A 19719-nucleotide genomic window follows, 5' to 3' on the forward strand; every position below is an offset into this window, starting at 1 on the left:
CGTTGGCAGTGCTAACGCCCCATCCAGCCCCCGTCGACTACAAGGATTTCACCGTTGACGAAGTCCGACGCAGCAGAGGCCAGAAAGACCACCGGTCCGGCAAAATCATCAGGCGTACCCCAACGGCCTTGGGGTGTTCGTTCCAGGATCGACTTCGACCGGACCGGATCATCCCGCAGGGCTTGGGTGTTGTCGGTCGCGATGTAGCCAGGCGCGATCGCATTCACGTTTACGCCCTGCCCGGCCCATTCGTTGGCCAAGGCTTTGGTCAGCTGTCCAATCCCGCCTTTCGAGGCCGCATAGCCCGGAACGGTGATGCCGCCTTGAAATGTCAGCAGCGATGCAGTGAAGATGATCTTCCCCGAGCCGCGCGCCAGCATGTCCTTGCCGATCTCGCGTGACAGAACGAACTGCGAGGACAGGTTCACCTCCATCACTTCGTCCCACCAGTCGTCCGGGTGTTCGGCGGCGGGTTTGCGTTTGATCGTGCCGGCATTGTTGACAAGTATATCAGGGATTTGTCCGTCGGCCCTCAACTGATCAATGAACCCATGCAGCGCGGCGCGATCCGAGAAGTCGCATTGGTAGGCCCGGAAATTGCGTCCCATCGCCGTCACGGCTTTTTCGACATCCGAGCCAGACAGCTCGAGCGAGGCGGACACTCCGATGATATTGGCTCCGGCCGATGCCAATGCTTCGGCCATACCGCGCCCGATACCGCGTTTGCACCCGGTCACAAGGGCCGTCTTTCCCGTCAGGTCGAAACTTTGCAAAACACTCATGAACGCGGTCCTACTTCGATCAGGCTTTTCATTGCGGTTGGGCTGCGATCTAGTGCTTCGAACGCGGCCTGGATGTCTGCCAGTGGGCTGACGTCCGTGATCACAACATCCGCGTCCACTCCGCCCGAGGCGACAACTGCAATGGCTTTCTCGTAATCCTCTGGCTCATAGACCCGAGCACCGATCAGTTGCAGCTCTCGCCAGAAGAACTGGAACAGGTCTATCTGAGGTTTTTGAGCATGAATCGCGACCATTACGATCCGGGCCCGAGTCGCGGCAACGGCGGTCATTGCATCGACACCGGGCTGCGTTCCTGACACCTCGAAAACCACATCTGCCCCTTTGTCGCCCGTGCGCGCATTGATTGTGGACACTAGGTCGGTTTCGGTTGGGTTGATCGTGTCAAAGCCAAGTTTTTCAGCTATCGCAAGACGGTTCGGATTCACTTCGGAAACTACGACATTTCCACCCGCGTCCCGCGCAACCATGGCAACCAGGATGCCAATCGGGCCGCCGCCGATAACGACAACATCCTCTCCAGGTTGCAGGTCAGACAGCCGCACATCGTGGCAGGCAACGGCAACCGGCTCGATCAGCGCCGCGTAATCCATGCGCAAGTCATCCGGCAGAACGTGCAACGTGTGGGCCGGAACAGTCCAGATCTCTTGCATCGCGCCATCGGTGTCGAGGCCGAGAAACTTGAGATTCTGACAGATATGCTGATGCCCCCGCTTGCAAGCTGGGCATTCTCCGCAGTGATCAAGCGGTCGGACAACGACCTTCTGGCCGGGTTCGACCGTATCGACGCCCTCGCCCACCGCTTCGACGACACCTGACATCTCATGCCCAATCACCCGGTTCAGGCCGACGCGGGCATCCATGTTGCCGTGGTAGACGTGCATATCCGTCCCGCAAATCCCGCAATAGGCAACGCGAACGGCAACCTCGCCTGGGCCCGGAGCAGTCGCTTGGGCTTGCTCTACAGCAAAGCTCTTATCGCCCCTGTAGTATGCCGCAGAGATCGTCTGGGTCGTCATTATTGCATCTCCTTGTGTTCCGCATTCAATTTTTCCCAGTCGAACTCCACTCCGGTTCCCGGGGTATCCGGGGCTACGGCCAGACAGTCTTCCACAACCAGCGGACGGGTCGTGTACTGGTCTATCGGAAATGAGTGTACTTCCAGCCACCCTGCGTTGGGTTGCGCAGAAACAAGGCTGACGTGCAGTTCCTGCATCCCATGACTGCAAACCGGAATGCCGTGTTGTGCGCTTAGCGCGGCCACGCGCAGCCAGCCGGTGATTCCACCGCAGTTTGAGGCATCGGGCTGGATAAAACTCAGTTTCGCGTCATCAAAGGCGTATTCAAATTCGTGTATGGTGTGCAAGTTTTCACCCATGGCAAGGGGAACGCCCGTCGCTTCGACAATTCGGCCATAACCTTTGTAGTCGTCTGGAATTGTCGGTTCCTCGAACCACAGGATATCGCAGTCGGCGAACCCTCTGGCAGCGACGATGGCCTGTTCGACACTCATAGAGTAATTCGCATCGACCATGAAGAACCGGTCCGGCCCCAGCATCTCGCGCACCGCCCGGGCACGTGCAAGATCGTCGGCCAGGTCTGGTTGACCGACCTTGATCTTGACTGCGTTGAACCCACGCGCAAGGTACCCTTCGGTCTGACGCAGCAGTTTCTCCAACGAGAAATTCAGGTCGATCCCGCCGGCATAGGCCTTGCACCTTTTCGACGCTCCACCGGCCATCTGCCACAATGGCGCATTCTGCGTTCTGCCGCGAATATCCCACAGTGCAATATCCACGGCCGAGATGGCAAACGAGGCGATCCCGCCCCTTGCGACGTAGTGCACGTGCCACTGCATGGCATCGTACAGGCTTTCGATCTGTTCGGCGTCTTGTCCAACAAGGAACGGTGACAGGTCATGCTTGATCATCGCCAGAATGGCGTGACCACCCTTGCCCCCGGTATAGGTATACCCGACCCCCTCGACCCCATCCGAGGTTTGAATGGTGACCGTGATCAATTGAAAAAACGTGTGATCCCCATGTTTGGCGTCGACCAGGACCTCTGCGAGCGGAACGTTGAACAGCCGCGCTGATACACTTTCTATGCGATTCATTAACCCAAGACCTTCTGCTGCCTGGCAATAACCCGAGACTGTAAAAGGATGACCGCAAATAGAAAGCCTCCACGTATGACCATTTGCCAATAGGCACTGAAACTGATGGTGCCCTGACCGTTTTCAAAGTTTAGAACGTTGAAAACCAGCCCCAGCAACAACGCGCCGGCGACCGTCGCAGGGATCGATCCCATCCCACCCGTCAACAAAGTGCCGCCTACAACCACGGAAGCGATAGCTGACAATTCCCATCCGATGCCTTCAAGGGGTTGCCCAGCTCCAAAACCCGAGGCCAGAAAGACTCCGGCCAGCCCCGCACAGCCACCCGACAGCAGGTAGACAAAAGCCTTGGCGCGATTGACCTTCAGGCCCATGAGGTTCGAGGCATCCTCGCTGCCACCGATCGCCAAGACGGTCCGCCCGATGGTGGTTCTTTCCAGCACCAGCCAAAGTGCCAGAGTCAGTCCGGCCACGATGACGATTGCCCATGGAAACAGGCCAAACGCCTGCCCCATGCCAAGCTTGGTGAAGTTCGACCCCCAATCGACCGAAATTGTCTGGGCGCCCGAAATCACCAATGCGCCGCCTTTTGCGGCCAGCATGGTGGCCAGCGTGGCGATAAAGGGCGGGATCCGAAGGATGATTATGCAAAAGGCGTTGATCGCCCCGAAACCAACCCCGGCAAGAACGGCCCCCGGCAACGCAACCTGAATCCCATACGGGCTGAGATAGGCCGCAACAACCGAGGTAAAGGCCGCCACTGATCCGACCGACAGATCAATCCCGCCGGTCATGATCACAAAACACATGCCCAGCGCAATCGCGATGAACATCGCGTTGTAATTCAGGAAAGACGAGAAATTGTAGGCGCTGCCAAAGTTGTCATAGCGCATCAGCCCGAACAGAATCAAAGCCAGCAGTGCGATCCAAACCGTCACCGAGGCCGAATTACGCCGAAGGTATTTTCGCAGGTCAAAAGCCGTTTCATCCAACATCGATTAAGCCCTCCGAAACTGCTGGACCCAAACGGCCAGGATAATGATGACGGCCTTGGCGATCAGTGCAACTTCGTCCTCTACCCCGTTGGCCAACAATGTATATTTGACCAACTGGATGATGACGGCACCCAGTATGGCACCAAAGATCGGCGCTCGCCCGCCTTGCAAAAGAGCCCCGCCAACAACCGCGGCCGCGATGGCATCAAGCTCCATCAGATTGCCGTTGCGCGCGGCGTCCGAGGCCGAGTTGATTGCAACCACGATCAAACCGGCTAGGCCCGCAAGCACCGCGCAGATGACATAGGCCCCGATCTTGACCCGTCGGACGGGACCACCCGACAGATAGGCCGCGCGTTCATTGCCCCCTATGGCCAGCAAGTAACGGCCCCATGTGGTTCTGGTGATCACCCAAAACAGCACACAGGCAATGGCCAGCGCCAGCCAGCCCTGGAACGGCAATCCAAGCACTTTACCAGTTCCAAGATAACTGAATGAAGGGTTTGAAAACGTCTGCAAGTTCCCGTTCGTCAGGACTTGGGCAATACCGCGACCAGAGATGAAGAGAATGAGCGTCGCAACGATGGGCTGCACGTTCAACACGGCAACCATCACGCCGTTGAATACCCCGCATAGCCCCGCAATGAACAGCGGCAGGACAATGGCCAAAGTGACGCCTAGCATCGGATTGGCAGAGCCCAGATCCGACAGAAAGATCAACGGAGCAAGCGCCCCCGCCAGCGCCATGACCGCCCCAACCGACAGATCGATCCCACCCGTGGCGATTACCAGCGTCATCCCCATGGCCACGATGGCGATCGTAGCGACCTGGCTGATATTTACGAACAGGGTTTGCAGTTGCAGGAAATTAGGTGTGAAAAACGCGTTGAACACCAGCAGGGCGACTAACGCGGCGATGCCGCCGTGAAAGCGGAAGGGCATTGATGCGACCCGTTGCGGCAACTTCATTGCGCGTTCCATGAACCAGTTCCTTCTTCATGATGCGCAAGCGCGCGCACCAGTATGTTCTCGGTGACCCCGGGGTTGGTCAGTTCCTTGACCGAGCGTCCCTCGTGCATGACCACGATGCGATCGGCGCCTTCCACCAGTTCTTCGAATTCCGAACTGATGAGAACGACGCCAAACCCCTTCTCGACATAAGACCGAATGAACGATTGGATCTCTCGCTTGGCGCCAACATCCACGCCTCGGGTCGGCTCGTCGAGTATCAGGATGTCGGGCTGCGTCGCCAGCCAACGGGCAAGCAGCACCTTCTGCTGGTTGCCGCCGGACAATTCGCGAATGGGTTGGTCCATATGCGCCGCCTTGATGCCCAGATCGTCGATAAAGGCCTGAACAATCTCGCGCTCGCGGGCAAAGTCGATTTGACCACGACTGGCCAGTTTCGGCAGCAGGGCCAGCGTCATGTTCTCGCGCACGGACATGTCTGGAATGATCCCTTCGGCCTTGCGATCTTCGGTCAGAAAGCCGACGCCGTTTACGATCGCGTCACCCGGTCCGGACGGTTGCCCGACCACGCCATGCAATTCGATTGCGCCGCTGTGTTTCCCGTCCACTCCGAACAAAGCGCGCGCCGCCTCGGTCCGGCCTGAGCCCAGCAATCCGCCCAGCCCAACGATTTCCCCGCGGTGGAGAGTGAGGTCGAAATGCGTCAGCCGCGGGCCTGTTGAAACAGAGTCCGCCCGCAAAACGATATCGCCTTTCTTGGCCTTGGCACCTGCGAAGTCCGTCAAACCGTCTGCCGCGATCTCATCCTTGTTGCGGCCCAGCATGTCCGCGATCATTTCCAGTTTGGTCGTATCCTGGACGTTACGTGTGCTGACGGTGCGCCCATCTCGCATCGTTGTGACTCGATCGCATATTTGGAACAGCTCATCGAGGAAATGCGAAACATAAAGAACAGACACGCCCTGTTTCTTCAACTCGCGCACAACACCGAACAGCACCTCGACTTCGCTGGCATCCAGCGACGACGTGGGTTCGTCCATGATGACAAGTTTCGCATCCAGCGAAACAGCCCGCGCAATCGCAACCAACTGCTGGATCGCTGTCGAGAAATTTCCTAGCGGCTCGGTCACGTCGATATCTATGCCAAAGCGCGTAAGAACCTCGCGTGCGCGCATGTTGCCCTCGCGCCAGTCGACCAGAAAGCCGAGACGTTTGGGCTCGTACCCCATGATGATGTTTTCAGTCACTGACCGCAGCGGCACCAGGTTGAGCTCTTGATAGATGGTGGCAATTCCGGATTCCTGCGCTTCGCGCGGAGTGGAAATGCGGCTTGGCACACCCGCCAGATGAACGTCGCCGGCATCCCGATCGTAAACTCCGGTCAGAACCTTGATCATCGTCGATTTGCCCGCACCGTTCTGGCCGATCAGCGCATGAACCTCGCCGGGCGCGATTTCCAGGTTGGCCTGGCTAAGTGCCGGCACGCCGGCAAAGGACTTTTCAATTCCCGACATCGAGACGAGCGCATTCATGAGATGTCTTCCTCCGATTGCTTGCAGGTGGCGCCGACCACAGGCCAGCACCACCCACCAGGGAGAATCAATAGGCTTCGTCGATGTGATCGGCCGCATTGTCCTTGGTAAAGATGCGATCTTCGACTTTCACCCATTCCGGGATCGCCTCGCCAGCCGCGTATTTATTCATGACTTCACAAGCCAGAGGGCCGAAGAAGGGTGAGCTTTCCACCGTCACCCCCATCTTGCCATCGATAATAGCCTGAAGTGCATCGCGTGTCCCGTCGATCGAAACGATGGTCACGTCCTCGCCAGGCTTGCGGCCGGCCAGTTCCAGTGCCTGGATCGCACCGATTGCCATCTCGTCATTGTGGGCGTAGACCACGTTCACATCGGGGTGCGCCTGCAGCAGGGTTTCCATCACCTGACGACCCAGGTCGCGCGCAAAGTCACCGGTCTGAGAAGCCACGATCTCAAAGCGGTCATCCGTTGCAATCGCGTCGTCGAAACCTTTTTTGCGGTCATTTGCAGGTGAAGAACCAGTCGTGCCTTCCAACTGGACGATGACGCCATTGTCGCCGTCGAAATTCTCCATCAGCCACTGTGCGGCACGGTTGCCCTGATCAATGAAATCCGACCCAAGGAACGCCACAAAATGCTCGCCCGGCTTGGCAACGGCCGGATCAACCGAGCGGTCCACCAAAAAGGTCGGGATTCCCGCGGCACGGGCCTTCATAACGGCTGGGATCAACGGCTTTTCTTCCCGCGGGGGCAGGAACAGAACGTCGATGCCTTGGGCGATCATGCTGTCCACATCCGCAACCTGCTTTGCTGCAGATCCGGCTGCATCCGTCGCGATAAGGTCCCAGCCGCAGGCCTCGGCCGTGTCATGGAACGATTTTGTCTCGGCAATGCGCCACGGATTGTTCGACTCCATCTGCGCAAAGCCGACCTTGTAGCGATCCTTCTGCTCAAGCGGTGGCAGATCCTGCGCTATCGCAGTCGTGCCCAACAGCGCACCCGCGACAACCGTCGAGATCAAAAGAGTTCTGCGTTTCATGGTTATTCCTCCTCCATTGGTGCGGTCGCCTCCGTTTTGACCGCGAGTTTTAGGTCATGCCCAGTTCATGTAAGTCGTCTGTTTCCTCAGATAGCCATCGAAGCCATACGCGCCGTCTTCGCCCCCAACCCCGGACAAACCCCAACCGGTGTGAAATCCCTGTACGGCCTCACCATTGGAGCGGTTCAGGTACAATTCGCCGAACTTCAAACGGCTCGGGGCCTCCATCAATCGCCGGTGCGATGCCGTAAAGAGATAGGCGGACAGCCCGAATGACGTGTCATTCGCAAAACTTATCGCCTGATCAAAATCATCGACCCGCATGGCTGTCGCCACGGGTCCAAAGACCTCCTCCTGCATCGCGGCATTGCCGTTGTCGGAGACCTCGAGAACCGTTGGGGACATCCAGTGCCCTTCGCGGTGCGCGCCGTCCGTCAAAGGCCCGCCTTCCAGATGGACCGTGGCACCTTCGGCGATGCTGCGCTGGATGATTTCGGCGACCTTGGTCATTTCGACCTTGCTGACTTTGGGCCCCAGGTCGCAGTCCTCCATCGGATCTCCGATCGACAATGCGCGGGCTGCTGTCACGAATTTTTCCAAGAACTGATCCGCAATACCGCGATGCAGATACATACGCTCGTTGCAGGTGCAAATCTGGCCGCAATTGGCAAACCGGGCGGCAATGGCGGCCGAAACAGCAGCGTCAATATCCGCATCCTCCATCACGATGAACGGCGCCTTGCCGCCAAGCTCGAGCCGGACAACCTTGATCCGGTCGGCCGCGGCGCGAAAAATCTCTTTACCGGCTCGTGTGCTGCCGGTCATTGTGATCAGTGAGGTATCGGGGTGTTCGACCAACCGCTGCCCTACCACCGGCCCCTTGCCTGTCAGAACATTCAGAACACCGGGCGGAAACCCGACCTTTTCGGCAAGCTCGGCGATCGCGAGACCGGACAGCGGCGTGATTTCGTGTCCCAACAGAACAACAGTGTTGCCCGCGACCAGCGCAGGCCCGACTTTCCTGGCGGCCAATGCCAGCGGATAGTTCCAAGCCGTCAACGCAACAACAACGCCATAAGGATGACGCCGGATCTGGATTTCCTCGGACTTGTTGTCCGATGCCACTATGTCACCTGAAATCCTCCGGGCCTCTTCAGCCGCATGGCAAAGAAAGGTAACAGCGGCATCAACTTCACTTCGGGACTGGGTGATGGGCTTGCCCTGCTCGACCGTGATCAGAGCGGCCAGACGCCCGGCGTCAGTCCGGATGGCTTCGGCCAACCGCTGAACCAGTCGCGCCCGCTCGATCGCCGGGCGCGAGGACCACGAGCCAAAAGCACGATGGGCCGCCTCGACGGCCGCATCCGCATGAGCGGCACCGCCATCTGGAACTTGCGCAACGATCTCTTCATTTGCAGGGTTCTCGACACCAACCGTGTCCGCGTCAGAGTCGGTAAAGCGGCCATCGATGAACATCGAATGCCGAACCACCTGACCCAACTCCCCCACTACAGACCGCAATTTCGCCTCCCGCGCTTACTCGGTCAGACCACATTGGCGACCCCACCATCGATCAAAACACTAATAATATTATTTCGTCAACACTAATATTAATAACTATTCACTAATATTAGTTGCGCGTCCTTCGTATAGTCGATAAAAAGGAAGCGAACAAAAAGGTTGAGCGATGAACGATCAAGCGAACAAGGCCGGGCAGCACAGGGGCGTGGGACGAGTCGCGGGCCGGCAGCGCATAACGATGCATGATATTGCACGCGTCGCCGGGTGCTCACAGACGACAGTATCGCTGGTTCTAAACAAGAACGATTCCGTCAAAATCTCCGAGGACACAAAGCAAAGAGTCCTGGACGCCGCCAACACGCTTGGATACGCCATGCCCTCTCAACTCAGGAAACCACAGAACAGCGCGCCTCGGCCCTCGGCGTTAGACGGCACCATCGCTTTTGTCGTGGACGATCTGGCGTCGAGCCCCGAAATGGTAAACGCGTTTAATGGCGTGAAACAGGCCGTTCGGGACACGGGAAATCTTGTATTGCTGGCAGAAACCCAAAACGACCCCGAGGTCGAACCCAAAACGCTTAGGTATTTCCTCGACCAACAGGTTGCGGGCATCATTTACGCAACCGTTTTCACCCGGCGGGTGGTCGTTCCGGAAATCCTCAGGCAGACCGCAACCCCGGTTCTGCTGCTGAACTGCTTTTGCGACGACCTCTCTTTTCCTGCGGTGATACCCGGTGAAGTCGCCGCTGGACATACGGCGACCAACGCCCTGATCAAGGCGGGGCACAAACGAATCGCCACCATCACCGGCGAGCCGTTCATGGAATGCGCCGCAGGGCGAACGACCGGGTACAGAAACGCCCTTGCTTCCGCCGACATCCCATTTGACGAGGATTTGGTCATCGAGGGCAACTGGCTGCCCAGCGCAGGCTATGCTGCCACGCGCGAATTGATGGACCTGCCCTCTCCGCCAACCGCCATTTTCTGTCAGAATGACCGAATGGCAATCGGCTGCTATGAGGCGCTCAAGGAACTTGGCCTATCCATCCCCGAGGACATCTCGGTCATCGGATTCGACGATGACGAAACCGCGCGACACCTGTCGCCACCCCTGACCTCGATGATCCTTCCAACTAGGGCGATGGGACGCTGGGTCATCGAACAGTTGTTCCACGGTCCGACGGATGGTCAGCGACACCCTCTCGTGAAGCTTGAATGCGAACTGGTGGAGCGCGACTCAATCAGCGAACCCAAACGCCGGGCCTGAAGGCGAACTCGTGACGGAAACCTTCGATCATATCGTCATCGGCGGCGGCTCTGCCGGCGCAGCCGCTGCAGCGCGACTGGTCAACCAGGGCAAGTGCAGGGTTCTGGTGCTGGAGGCCGGGCATTCGCACCGCCATCCGTTGCTGGACATGCCGCCGGGTATCTTCAAGATGATCAACGGGTCCAAGTTCATGACCTACCACCAGACCGAACCGCAGGACCACCTGGACGGTCGCGTGCATGACATTCCGCAGGCCAACGTGCTGGGTGGCGGGTCGTCTGTGAATGCCCAGGTCTATATGCGTGGCCGCCCTTCTGATTATGACGCGTGGGAAAACCTGCTCCGACAGACCAACGACAGAGTCGGCTGGGGATGGGATGATGTGCTGCCCTACTTCCGCAGGATGGAAGACAACAACAGGCTTCACAATGACCTGCATGGCAGCAACGGTCCGGTGCAGGTCTCGGATCCGGGGCATATAGACGACATGTCACGTTGGTTCGTTCAGTCGGTGCAGGCCCTTGGCGAACCATTCAACACGGACTTCAACGGCGCAACGCAGCGCGGTGTCGGGTTCTATCAGTTCACCAATCGCGCCGGTAAGCGCAGTTCGTCGGCTTATGCTTTTCTCGCCCCTCTCGAGACGAACCCGAACTTGACCATCCGGCTTGGCGCAACGGTCAGCAAAGTCATCATCGAAAACGATAAGGCCGTCGGCGTGCAGTATCGAGACAAACGCGGAGCCCACACGGTCCGGTGCGATGGTGAAGTTGTCGTTGCGGCGGGCGCTCTGGTGACGCCAAAAATCCTAATGCTATCAGGCATCGGACCTGATGCACATCTTGCCGATCACTGTATTCCCGTGATCTGCCCATTGCCGGGGGTTGGCCAGAACCTGATTGACCACCCCGAAGTTCCAATTACCGCCTTTGCCAACGGTCCCTACGGATACTTCAAACAAGGTGAGGGCTGGCGGATGCTTCGCAACGGCATCCAGTTCAAACTGTTCGGCAGCGGACCGGTAACTTCCGCCGGAGTCGAAGCCGGCGCGTTTGTCAATCCGTCGATTCCTGATGGAGAACCGACCATCCAAGCCTTTTGCGTGCCAATTGTTTATCTGGATCGCGACGCTCTGGACGAGGTGCAGGATGACTTTGGCCTGACCGTTACGACCGTCGTGGTCAAACCGAAATCACGCGGAGAGGTCCGACTTCGCTCGGCCGATCCTCACACCATGCCAGTGGTCTCGCCCAACCTTCTGAAGCATGAAGACGACATGCAAGAGATGATCCGGGGGCAGCGGTTCTTTCGCCGGGCATTCACGTCGGGCCCGCTTGCTCAAAGGGTTCGCGAAATCGTCATTCCGATAGCGGACGACGAACAGACGCTGCGAGCACATTGTAAGAGATTCGTAAAAACCAACTATCACCCGGCGGGCACTGCCAAAATGGGTCGGGACGGCGACGGAATGGCAGTGCTGGACGCCAGAATGCGTGTGCGCGGGATCGAGCGCTTACGGGTTTGCGACATGTCCGCAGTGCCTGACATCAACGCCGGCAACACAAACGCACCTGCCATGATGCTTGGCGAACGATGCGCCGACCTGATCCTTGGCATCGGATCAGCACGCGAGGGACGCAATTCTTAACCTAAGCTGCGGCGTCGTCCGTCATTGATCCGATTCCTGGCGCAAAAAATGGCGTCGCGCTGCCCGCCCGACCGAAAACGGATTTCCCTAGATGTTTTCCGACTAATTCGAACTAGCCTCAGTTTGCCGCGGAAACCGCGAACCTATCCGGAACAAAGTTGACGCCACTCGCTAAGGGCGGCGGCGCGGGTCAGCTTGAATGTATCTCTGCTGGTGAGATCGCTCCTTGTTAAAGTGGTTGTAGACGGAGGAATGGACGGAGGCGAATGTCTGTAAACTTCGCACCCGTATGAACCGCTGCATTACGCGTTCGCGTCGTCGAAACGGCAGGTGCGAATTCTCGACGCGGTTGTTGATCCACCTGCTCGTCCTTTGTTTTTCGGTAACGCCAAGCTCTCTGAGAGCGGCTCTGTATGAGGCAAAGCGATCCGTGACGATGGTTTCCGCTTTGCCGTGTCGCTTCATCAATTTCTCAAGGAATTTCAATGCTGCAGCATTGTTTTGGCGCTTGGTGACAACAGCTTCCAGTACCTCGCCTTCCTGATAAACGGCCCGCCAAATATAATGCCGCTTGCCATCTACCTTCACGAAAACCTCGTCAACGTGCCACTTCCATTTGGAGAACGCGCGCAGCAGCTGAACACGCTTCCGCCTTATATCAGCAGCAAACATCGGGCCAAACCTGTGCCACCAAAATCGAACAGTTTCGTGGCGCACGTCGATGCCTCGCTCGTGCACCAGATCTTCGACATTCCGAAGCGAGAGCGGGAAAGGATGTACAGCATCACCGCAAAGCGGATGATCTCGGGACTGGTTTTGAAGCATTTAAATGGTGATCGTCTTTCCATCCACAAAGGCTATGAATGCCCCCTTGCCCGCCTCAAGCCAAGTTCTTCTGACAAAACCTACATTGCAGCGATTCAGACATCAGTCAGAGAGCCGCGCGCGCCAGACCTCAAATCGTTCGAGAACGTCTGGGTCGGTTGCAGGATAAAGTCCAATTACGGGGGTGCTTTTTCGCACCTCTTCCAGAACGAAACGTTCGAACAGCTCCATTGGGCCTGCCTCGATCGCAATGTCATCGGCGAGGTGGCGTGGGATAATCATGACACCATCGCCATCACCCAGAACGATGTCACCAGGATAGACCGCCACGCCGCCACACCCGATTGGCAAACCGATATCTACCGCATGATGTTTCGTAAGGTTGGTTGGGGCAGACGGTTTTGCAGCAAAGACTGGCATCTCAAGTGCTGCGGCACCGTCGGCGTCGCGAATTCCACCATCCGTGACAACGCCCGCTGCTCCGCGCATTTCCAGTCGCGTCAAAAGGATCGAACCTGCCGAGGCCGCCGATGCATCCTGCCGACAATCCATGACCAATACCGCGCGTTCAGGACATGTTTCCACGGCCACGCGCTGCGGGTGATCTGGCTCACGAAACGCCTCGATCGGGTCGGTGTCAGGCCGAGCAGGAATGTAGCGCAGTGTAAAAGCCGGGCCGACAAGGGAGGGCTTGCCCTTGCCCAATGGGGCAACGCCTTGAACATAGGCGTTTTGATAACCGCGTTTGTAAAGCAGCGTGGCCACAGTCGCTGTGCTGACCTTTGACAAGCGATCAAGCGTATCCGGATGCAGTTTGATCGTTTCGGCAGGCTGAGGGTTCGGCAAGGGCTGGATCCTTCTGCTAAGGCTGTTGGCAACTATCGAGCAGGCTTTGGTTGACGGGAACAAGTGCACCTTTGCCTTGCACGACATGCCCTGCCAGTTTGCAGGCCAGTGCTATGCTGTCAGGTAAGGATTTTTCCGTTGCCAGCCCCGCCAGAATGCCAGCGTTGAAACTGTCGCCTGCAGCAGTCGTATCCACAACCGAGGCCAGAGGCGGAACATGGACAGAGCCCTCTGCGCCGCGAGTACGAAAAATGACCGTTTCTGCGCCATTCTTGACAACGATCGTTTCTGCACCCGCCCTTGCATAGCGCTGCAAAGTGGCCGCGGGGTTCATGTCGCTGAACCAATGTGCCTCGTCCTCGAATGATGGCAAGGCAATATCGCTAACGGCGGCCGCCTGCATGATGTTCTCGGTCATCTCAGAGGGGCTGTCCCAAAGATGCGGGCGCAGATTGGGGTCGAAGGCAATCCGTTTTCCGGCACGCCGCGCTGACCGAGCAACGTCAAGCAAGGCAGCGCGCCCTTCAGGGTTCAAGATTGCCAGAGTGATGCCCGAGAAATAAATGAGATCAGATTGCGTCATGGCGTGGGCAAGTGCTTGCTTGTCTTGGGCCAATAGGCGTGCGGCCGACTGGCCGCGCCAATAGGTAAAACTGCGTTCCCCGTTGTTTAGCGTGATAAGATACAACCCCACTGAACGGTTTGGCACGATCCGCACCTTCTGGGTGTTGACCCCGCTTTCGCGCATGACACTCAGCATCCGTGATGAGATGGCGTCATCTCCGACGGCTGTAAAATAGGACAAGGGCGTTTCGGGTGTGAGTTGGGCCAGATACCAAGCTGTATTGAACGTGTCTCCGGCGAACCCCATTTGATACGTGCTTGGCGCGTCAGTTGGGGCCATTTCGGCCATACATTCACCTATCGCGAGAATTCGCATATTCCGGTTTCCAGTACTTCGAAGTTTGGCAAACGGTAGCGTTCGACAATTAGGTAACCTGTTCTGCAGTGGTCACGAGAACAGCATCCCACCATTGATATCGACATTCGTCCCGGTCAGATAAGCCGAGTCCTCGCTTGCCAGAAACGCCACGAGGTTCGCAACGTCCTGAGACTGGCCTTGCCGCTTGAGCGGCGCAGCAGCTTCTAGCCCCCGACGGCCTGCATCGGGAGTATGGATGTTATGGAAATCCGTGTCGATCATGCCTGGGCAGATTGCGTTGACACGGATATCCGGACCCAGTTCTTTTGCAAGACTACGGGTGAGCGTCATGACCCCGCCTTTTGACGTTGCATAAGCCGACGCACCCGGGCCACCACCGTCGCGACCCGCCTGACTGGCGATGTTTACAATGGCCCCGGATTTCATATGCAGCAGTGCCGCTTTGACCATAAGAAACGTGCTGGTCAGGTTGAGATCCATGACAGCCTGCCAATGCTCAAGCGACATCTCGGCGATTTTCTTGCGCGCGATCAAACCTCCGGCATTGTTCACCAGAATGTTCAGGCTGCCATAGGTATCGACCGTCTTGGCGATCAACGCATCGACCTCTTCAGGTTTGTTCAGGTCGCCTTGCATTGCAAACGCCTGTCCACCGATCTTTTTGATCTCGGCTACGGTTTCCTCGGCGCCGGCACTACTGGCGAAGTAGTTCACCGCGACATTTACCCCTTCGGAGGCGAGTTTGACAGCGCAGGCGCGCCCGATATCGCGGCCACCACCCGTGACAATTGCGGTCTTTTCCTGAAGTCTCATGGTTGCTCTTTCCCGTTCAATTGGTGCTGCTATGCGTGACTGATGGATCTGACGCTAAAGCTTGGCAAAATAGTCGAAGATTTCCGGCACGTTGCCGTCGCCCATGCCTGCGTCCGCTGCTGCCTGAAGGTTGTTCGCGGTTCCTTCAGCGATCTCGGCACGAGTGCCCACGTCCTCGGCCAGCTTCAGGAAGTATCCAAGATCCTTGTTGGCGTTGTTAATCGAAAACCCCAAATCGCTGACACCATCCACCGCGTAGTTCTTACAAAACTGCATAAAGGGGGAATTGGACGGTCCAGCTGACATGATGTCAAAAAGCTGCTGTTTGTTTACCCCTGAGCGTTCAGCCACAGCAAAGGCTTGGCTCATGGTGCAAGCTGTCGTCATGCCCATATAATTGTTGATGAGCTTGGTCACATGGCCCGCACCCAGTTCGCCGAGGTGAAAGACATTTTCCCCCAGTACATCCAGGACAGGTTTCACCTTCTCAAAGGTGGCTATATCGCCCGCTGCCATGATGTTCAGCAAACCGTCCTTGGCGTGCGCGGGTGTGCGTCCCAGCGGCGCATCAATCATACCAGCACCTTTTGCGGCCAAGTCTGTGCCGATTTTGCGTGTGGACGCTGGGATCGAGGTGCCAAAGTCAATGACCACAGCACTATCTTTGATGCCTGCCAGGATGCCGTCATCGCCGTAGATCAGGCTTTCGACGACATCCGATGTTGTTACACAAAGCATCACGATATCGCTGTTTTCAGCAAGCTCGCGTGGCGTTGTAACCTCTACAGCACCGCGGTTGACAGTGGCTGCGACGGCTTCCTTGTTCCGACCCATAACAACCAGATCAAAACTGTTGTTTTGCAGGCACTTTGCCATGTTACCGCCCATAAGACCGAGGCCGATGAAACCGATGACGGGTTTTGTCATATCTGACTCCTTAAACTCTTTCCAATTGGGCTTCGCAGAGCGCCGTGACCCCTGCCTGCGCAACTTCGAGATCCTGAGCTGGCGAGCCCGAGCTGACACCGATCCCGCCAACCACCTGTCCGTCGACCGTCACGGGAAGGCCACCTGCAACGGTCACCATTCGTCCGCCCAGCGTTGAGGATATTCCGTGTGCGGCCATGCCAGGCTGATTTGCTTCACCAAGAGCATCGGTTCCTTTTTGGATACCGGTTGCAGTGAAACTCTTGTCGATGGCCAAAATGATGCTGGTAATCTTGCCACCATCCATCCGCTCAAACGCGATGAGGTTGCCGCTTTCGTCTGTAACGGCAATACACATCGGTACGCCGATTTCCTGCGCCTTGGCTCGCGCTCCTGCGATCAACTTGCCCGCGTCATCGATGTCCAGGCGTCTTATTGTCAGCATCGCCTCATTCTCCTTTGATTTAGGGACCAATGATTAGGTTCGGCAGCGTCAGCGATATTGCCGGTACAAAAGTGATCAGCATGAGCGCGGCAAAGATGGCGAGGTAGAAAGGCCAAATCGTTTTTACCGCTTTCTCCATCGGTAGTTTTCCAACAGCACACCCCACAAAGAGACAGGTCCCGACAGGTGGCGTGCAAAGACCAAGACCGAGGTTCACCAAAAGGATCATACCGAACTGCAGCGGGTCGATGCCCAGCATGTTCATCACCGGCAGGAAAATCGGTGTGCAAATCAGGATCAACGCGGCCATGTCCATGATCATCCCCAAGAGCAACAGCACAGCGTTGATCATCAACAAGATCAGGATCGGGTTTTCTGTGATACCCAACAGGAATTCGACTGTTTTTGTCGGCACCCGGTTGAACGTCAGCATATAGGCAAAGGCACCGGCGCAGGCGATCAGGATCATCACCATAGACGTTGTGCGCACCGAAGAGATAACGGCGGTTTTGAAGTTTTCCCAGGAAAGGCTGCGATAGACAACCAGCGTCACCACAAAGGCGTACATTGCCCCGAACGCGCCGGATTCAGTTACCGTAAAGACGCCTGACAAGACCCCTCCAACAATGATCACGGCCGTCAACAAGCCAGGGATCGAGCCCACAAAGGCGATGGCCAGTGCGGTCCAACCCGGAAACTGTTCGGCCTGATAGCCGCGCTTGACCGCCACGACATAGGCGGCAATCGCAAGGCAGCAACACATAAGGACACCGGGCACAACACCGGCCAGGAACAGCTTTGAGATTGAAACTGCACCGCCTGTTGCAAGGGCAAAGATGATCATGTTGTGGCTGGGTGGGATGATGATCCCGGCAATTGATGATGTCACTGTGACGTTCACCGCATAGTCGGCATCATAACCTTTGTCTTTCATCACCGGGATCAGGATTGACCCAAGCGCGGAGATATCTGCAATTGCCGATCCGGAAATGCCACCAAACAACATGGACGAGAAGACATTGACGATACCAAGCCCACCGCGCACAGCGCCTACGGCGGCCTGCGCAAACCGAACCAACCGGATCGCGATACCACCGTGAAACATCAGCTCGCCCGCAAAGATGAAAAACGGGATCGCCATTAGGGAAAAGACGTTGATCCCGGACACGATACGCTGGAACCCAACAAACATTGGCAATCCTTCAAACCAAAAGGAAGCCAATGCAGCGATACCAAGGGCGTATGCTACTGGCGCGCCGATGATGACACAAAGGGCAAAAACCCCCAACAGAATCATGAGTCCCATGGCTACCCCTGATCAATGTTGTCTTGGCGTTCGTCTCGGCCCAGAAACAGGCGGATCAAATGGCCAGTGGAAAAAAGAAACACTAAAGCGCCGCTGATTGTCAGAGGCAAGGAGCGCAAGCCTTCTGACCATTGGATGAGCGGAATCAAGGTGTTCCATTTGAATATTGTCAGCTCGATCCCGTACCAAAGCATCATGCCACCGAAACCTGCCATCAGGACATCAGTGAGCACGACGAAAACCGTTCGCACAGAGGGTGGGACTATATTGCGGAACACGACAACAGAGAGGTGCGTGTGGTTGTGCACACCCGCAGCCGCACCGAGAAACGCGATGACCATGACCAAAAGCAGTGAAACCTGCTCAACCCAAGTGGGCGTGTTGTTCAGAACGTAGCGCCCGAACACCAGCCAGGCAAAGATCGCTGTCATAACGACAATGGCGACGCCAGACAGCAACATGCAAACTCGTGCGAGTAGATCAAGAATCCTGTCCATGTTGCGCATGGCGGCAGGGGGGGTATCGGGCTCTTGCATTGGATTTCCTCTGAGACAAACCGCCCGGCATCCAATTGGCGGAGCCGGGCGCTCAAAGTTGAATTGTTAAGACAACTTATTCAGTGGCTTGCGCCATTTCTACCAACGCTTTCATGTCAGGATTTGCAGCCAAGTAGTCTGCATAAACCGATTCCATTGCAGACTGGAATGGGCCTTTGTCGGCGATTTCATTGACAGTGATGCCGGCCGCTTCAACATCTTTCCGCGCTTGTTCAGAGCCAATTGCCCAAAGCTCACGCTGGACCAATGCGGCTTCTTCTGCTGCACCGCGCACAGCGGCTTGCAATTCAGGAGACAGGGCATTGAATTTGGCCGTGTTCACGCAGATGCACTCGGGGATAATCAGGTGCTCGGACAAAGAATAATTTGTGGTCACTTCATAGTGACCGACATTCTTGAACGACGGGAAGTTGTTCTCCGCACCATCAACAACGCCGGTTTTCAGCGCTTGCTGAACTTCGGAGAAGGCCATTGGCGACGGGTTACCGCCCATAGCTGAAATCATAGATGTATAAAGATCGTTGTTCATCACACGGATTTTCAGACCTTCGACATCTGCGGGCGTGTTGATCGGCTTTTGACTGTAGAAAGAACGCGCACCGGCATCAAACCATGCCAGTGGCAGAATGCCTGCTTCACCCATCGCAGATGAAACAACCTCACCGGCGTCGCCGTCCAGCACGCGGAACATGTGCGGCACATCTTTGAAGATGAAAGGAAGCGATACAAGGTTAGCTTCTTTCACCATTGGGCCAATGGGACCGAGGTTGAAGTTACCAACCTCGATTGCGCCGATACGAACCTGTTCTAGGGCATCCGGTTGGGAGCCAAGAACACCTCCGTGGAACACATCGACGGTAACTTCGCCGTCTGTAGCAGCGTCAACCAGTTCGGCGAACTTGTCCATTGCAGCCGTGTTGGGATGGCCGTCGTTGTGGATATTCCAGGCCCGCCAGTTTTCGGCTGAAGCTGACGTTGCAATGAATGCCACAGCGGTCGCAGTTGCAAAGAACGATTTCGTGAAAGTCATGGGTTCTCCTCCCCGGTTAATTTTGGACAGGATTTGGCTTTCATGGAATTTCAGAGATCGTAAGCCACGTAGCTTTCGATTTCCCCCAAGAACCAGAATCGCTGCTGCCCCCAAAGGGACACTAGTATCCAAGTTAT

Annotated in this window: 18 protein-coding genes and 1 pseudogene; 2 read left to right on the forward strand and 17 right to left on the reverse strand. The window is 56.7% G+C overall.

Annotated elements, in window-relative coordinates:
• Window positions 1-11: 11 nt before the first annotated feature.
• The 8 genes from GOV90_RS11265 to GOV90_RS11300 form a co-directional block, all read right to left on the reverse strand.
• On the reverse strand, window positions 12-782 hold the full coding sequence (locus GOV90_RS11265; RefSeq protein WP_171092093.1) for an SDR family oxidoreductase: 771 nt from the start codon (window positions 780-782) through the stop codon (window positions 12-14).
• Window positions 779-1819, reverse strand: a complete 1041-nt coding sequence (locus tag GOV90_RS11270) for a zinc-binding dehydrogenase (protein ID WP_171092095.1) — start codon at window positions 1817-1819, stop codon at window positions 779-781. Before GOV90_RS11270 ends, GOV90_RS11265 begins: the two co-directional genes overlap by 4 nt.
• Window positions 1819-2916, reverse strand: a complete 1098-nt coding sequence (locus tag GOV90_RS11275; RefSeq protein ID WP_058277402.1) for a mandelate racemase/muconate lactonizing enzyme family protein — start codon at window positions 2914-2916, stop codon at window positions 1819-1821. Before GOV90_RS11275 ends, GOV90_RS11270 begins: the two co-directional genes overlap by 1 nt.
• The gene (locus tag GOV90_RS11280; RefSeq protein ID WP_170403549.1) at window positions 2916-3911 is read right to left on the reverse strand and encodes an ABC transporter permease; all 996 of its coding nucleotides are present in this window, start codon (window positions 3909-3911) and stop codon (window positions 2916-2918) included. Before GOV90_RS11280 ends, GOV90_RS11275 begins: the two co-directional genes overlap by 1 nt.
• 3 nt (window positions 3912-3914) lie before the next feature.
• A complete protein-coding gene (locus GOV90_RS11285; RefSeq protein ID WP_170750436.1) occupies window positions 3915-4892 on the reverse strand; it encodes an ABC transporter permease in 978 nt (325 codons plus the stop codon).
• A complete protein-coding gene (locus tag GOV90_RS11290; protein WP_253284633.1) occupies window positions 4877-6412 on the reverse strand; it encodes a sugar ABC transporter ATP-binding protein in 1536 nt (511 codons plus the stop codon). Before GOV90_RS11290 ends, GOV90_RS11285 begins: the two co-directional genes overlap by 16 nt.
• A 67-nt stretch (window positions 6413-6479) precedes the next feature.
• On the reverse strand, window positions 6480-7454 hold the full coding sequence (locus GOV90_RS11295) for an ABC transporter substrate-binding protein (RefSeq protein WP_170558391.1): 975 nt from the start codon (window positions 7452-7454) through the stop codon (window positions 6480-6482).
• A gap of 54 nt (window positions 7455-7508) precedes the next feature.
• On the reverse strand, window positions 7509-8975 hold the full coding sequence (locus tag GOV90_RS11300) for an aldehyde dehydrogenase family protein (RefSeq protein WP_216602310.1): 1467 nt from the start codon (window positions 8973-8975) through the stop codon (window positions 7509-7511).
• A 238-nt stretch (window positions 8976-9213) separates the two neighbouring features.
• On the opposite strand from GOV90_RS11300, the gene GOV90_RS11305 reads away from it, so the two are divergent.
• Both GOV90_RS11305 and GOV90_RS11310 read left to right on the forward strand, forming a co-directional pair.
• On the forward strand, window positions 9214-10242 hold the full coding sequence (locus tag GOV90_RS11305; protein ID WP_171092096.1) for a LacI family DNA-binding transcriptional regulator: 1029 nt from the start codon (window positions 9214-9216) through the stop codon (window positions 10240-10242).
• Between the two features lie 10 nt (window positions 10243-10252).
• Entirely contained in the window at window positions 10253-11890 is a 1638-nt protein-coding gene (locus GOV90_RS11310) for a GMC family oxidoreductase N-terminal domain-containing protein (protein WP_170777636.1), read from the forward strand.
• 143 nt (window positions 11891-12033) lie between these two features.
• On the opposite strand, the pseudogene GOV90_RS11315 reads toward GOV90_RS11310, so the two are convergent.
• From GOV90_RS11315 to GOV90_RS11355, 9 genes and pseudogenes are all read right to left on the reverse strand, one after another.
• Window positions 12034-12738 (reverse strand): annotated as a pseudogene (locus tag GOV90_RS11315) (IS6 family transposase).
• Window positions 12739-12817: 79 nt separating this feature from the next.
• Complete coding sequence (locus tag GOV90_RS11320; RefSeq protein WP_170750430.1) at window positions 12818-13561, reverse strand: ribonuclease activity regulator RraA; 744 nt, start codon at window positions 13559-13561, stop codon at window positions 12818-12820.
• Between the two features lie 16 nt (window positions 13562-13577).
• Window positions 13578-14501, reverse strand: a complete 924-nt coding sequence (locus GOV90_RS11325) for a sugar kinase (protein WP_171092098.1) — start codon at window positions 14499-14501, stop codon at window positions 13578-13580.
• 72 nt (window positions 14502-14573) lie between these two features.
• Complete coding sequence (locus tag GOV90_RS11330; protein WP_170777634.1) at window positions 14574-15317, reverse strand: SDR family NAD(P)-dependent oxidoreductase; 744 nt, start codon at window positions 15315-15317, stop codon at window positions 14574-14576.
• 54 nt (window positions 15318-15371) lie between these two features.
• A complete protein-coding gene (locus tag GOV90_RS11335) occupies window positions 15372-16244 on the reverse strand; it encodes an NAD(P)-dependent oxidoreductase (RefSeq protein ID WP_170750424.1) in 873 nt (290 codons plus the stop codon).
• A 10-nt stretch (window positions 16245-16254) separates the two neighbouring features.
• Window positions 16255-16689 carry a heme-binding protein gene (locus tag GOV90_RS11340; RefSeq protein WP_170519537.1) on the reverse strand — a complete coding sequence of 145 codons (435 nt, stop codon included), beginning with the start codon at window positions 16687-16689 and terminating at the stop codon, window positions 16255-16257.
• Between the two features lie 19 nt (window positions 16690-16708).
• Entirely contained in the window at window positions 16709-17995 is a 1287-nt protein-coding gene (locus tag GOV90_RS11345) for a TRAP transporter large permease (RefSeq protein WP_050605415.1), read from the reverse strand.
• Between the two features lie 2 nt (window positions 17996-17997).
• Window positions 17998-18531 carry a TRAP transporter small permease gene (locus tag GOV90_RS11350; RefSeq protein WP_171092100.1) on the reverse strand — a complete coding sequence of 178 codons (534 nt, stop codon included), beginning with the start codon at window positions 18529-18531 and terminating at the stop codon, window positions 17998-18000.
• A 76-nt stretch (window positions 18532-18607) separates the two neighbouring features.
• Window positions 18608-19582, reverse strand: a complete 975-nt coding sequence (locus GOV90_RS11355) for a TRAP transporter substrate-binding protein (protein ID WP_171092102.1) — start codon at window positions 19580-19582, stop codon at window positions 18608-18610.
• Window positions 19583-19719: the final 137 nt, after the last annotated feature.

The organism is Ruegeria sp. HKCCA5929 (assembly GCF_013034525.1).
Taxonomy (GTDB): domain Bacteria; phylum Pseudomonadota; class Alphaproteobacteria; order Rhodobacterales; family Rhodobacteraceae; genus Ruegeria.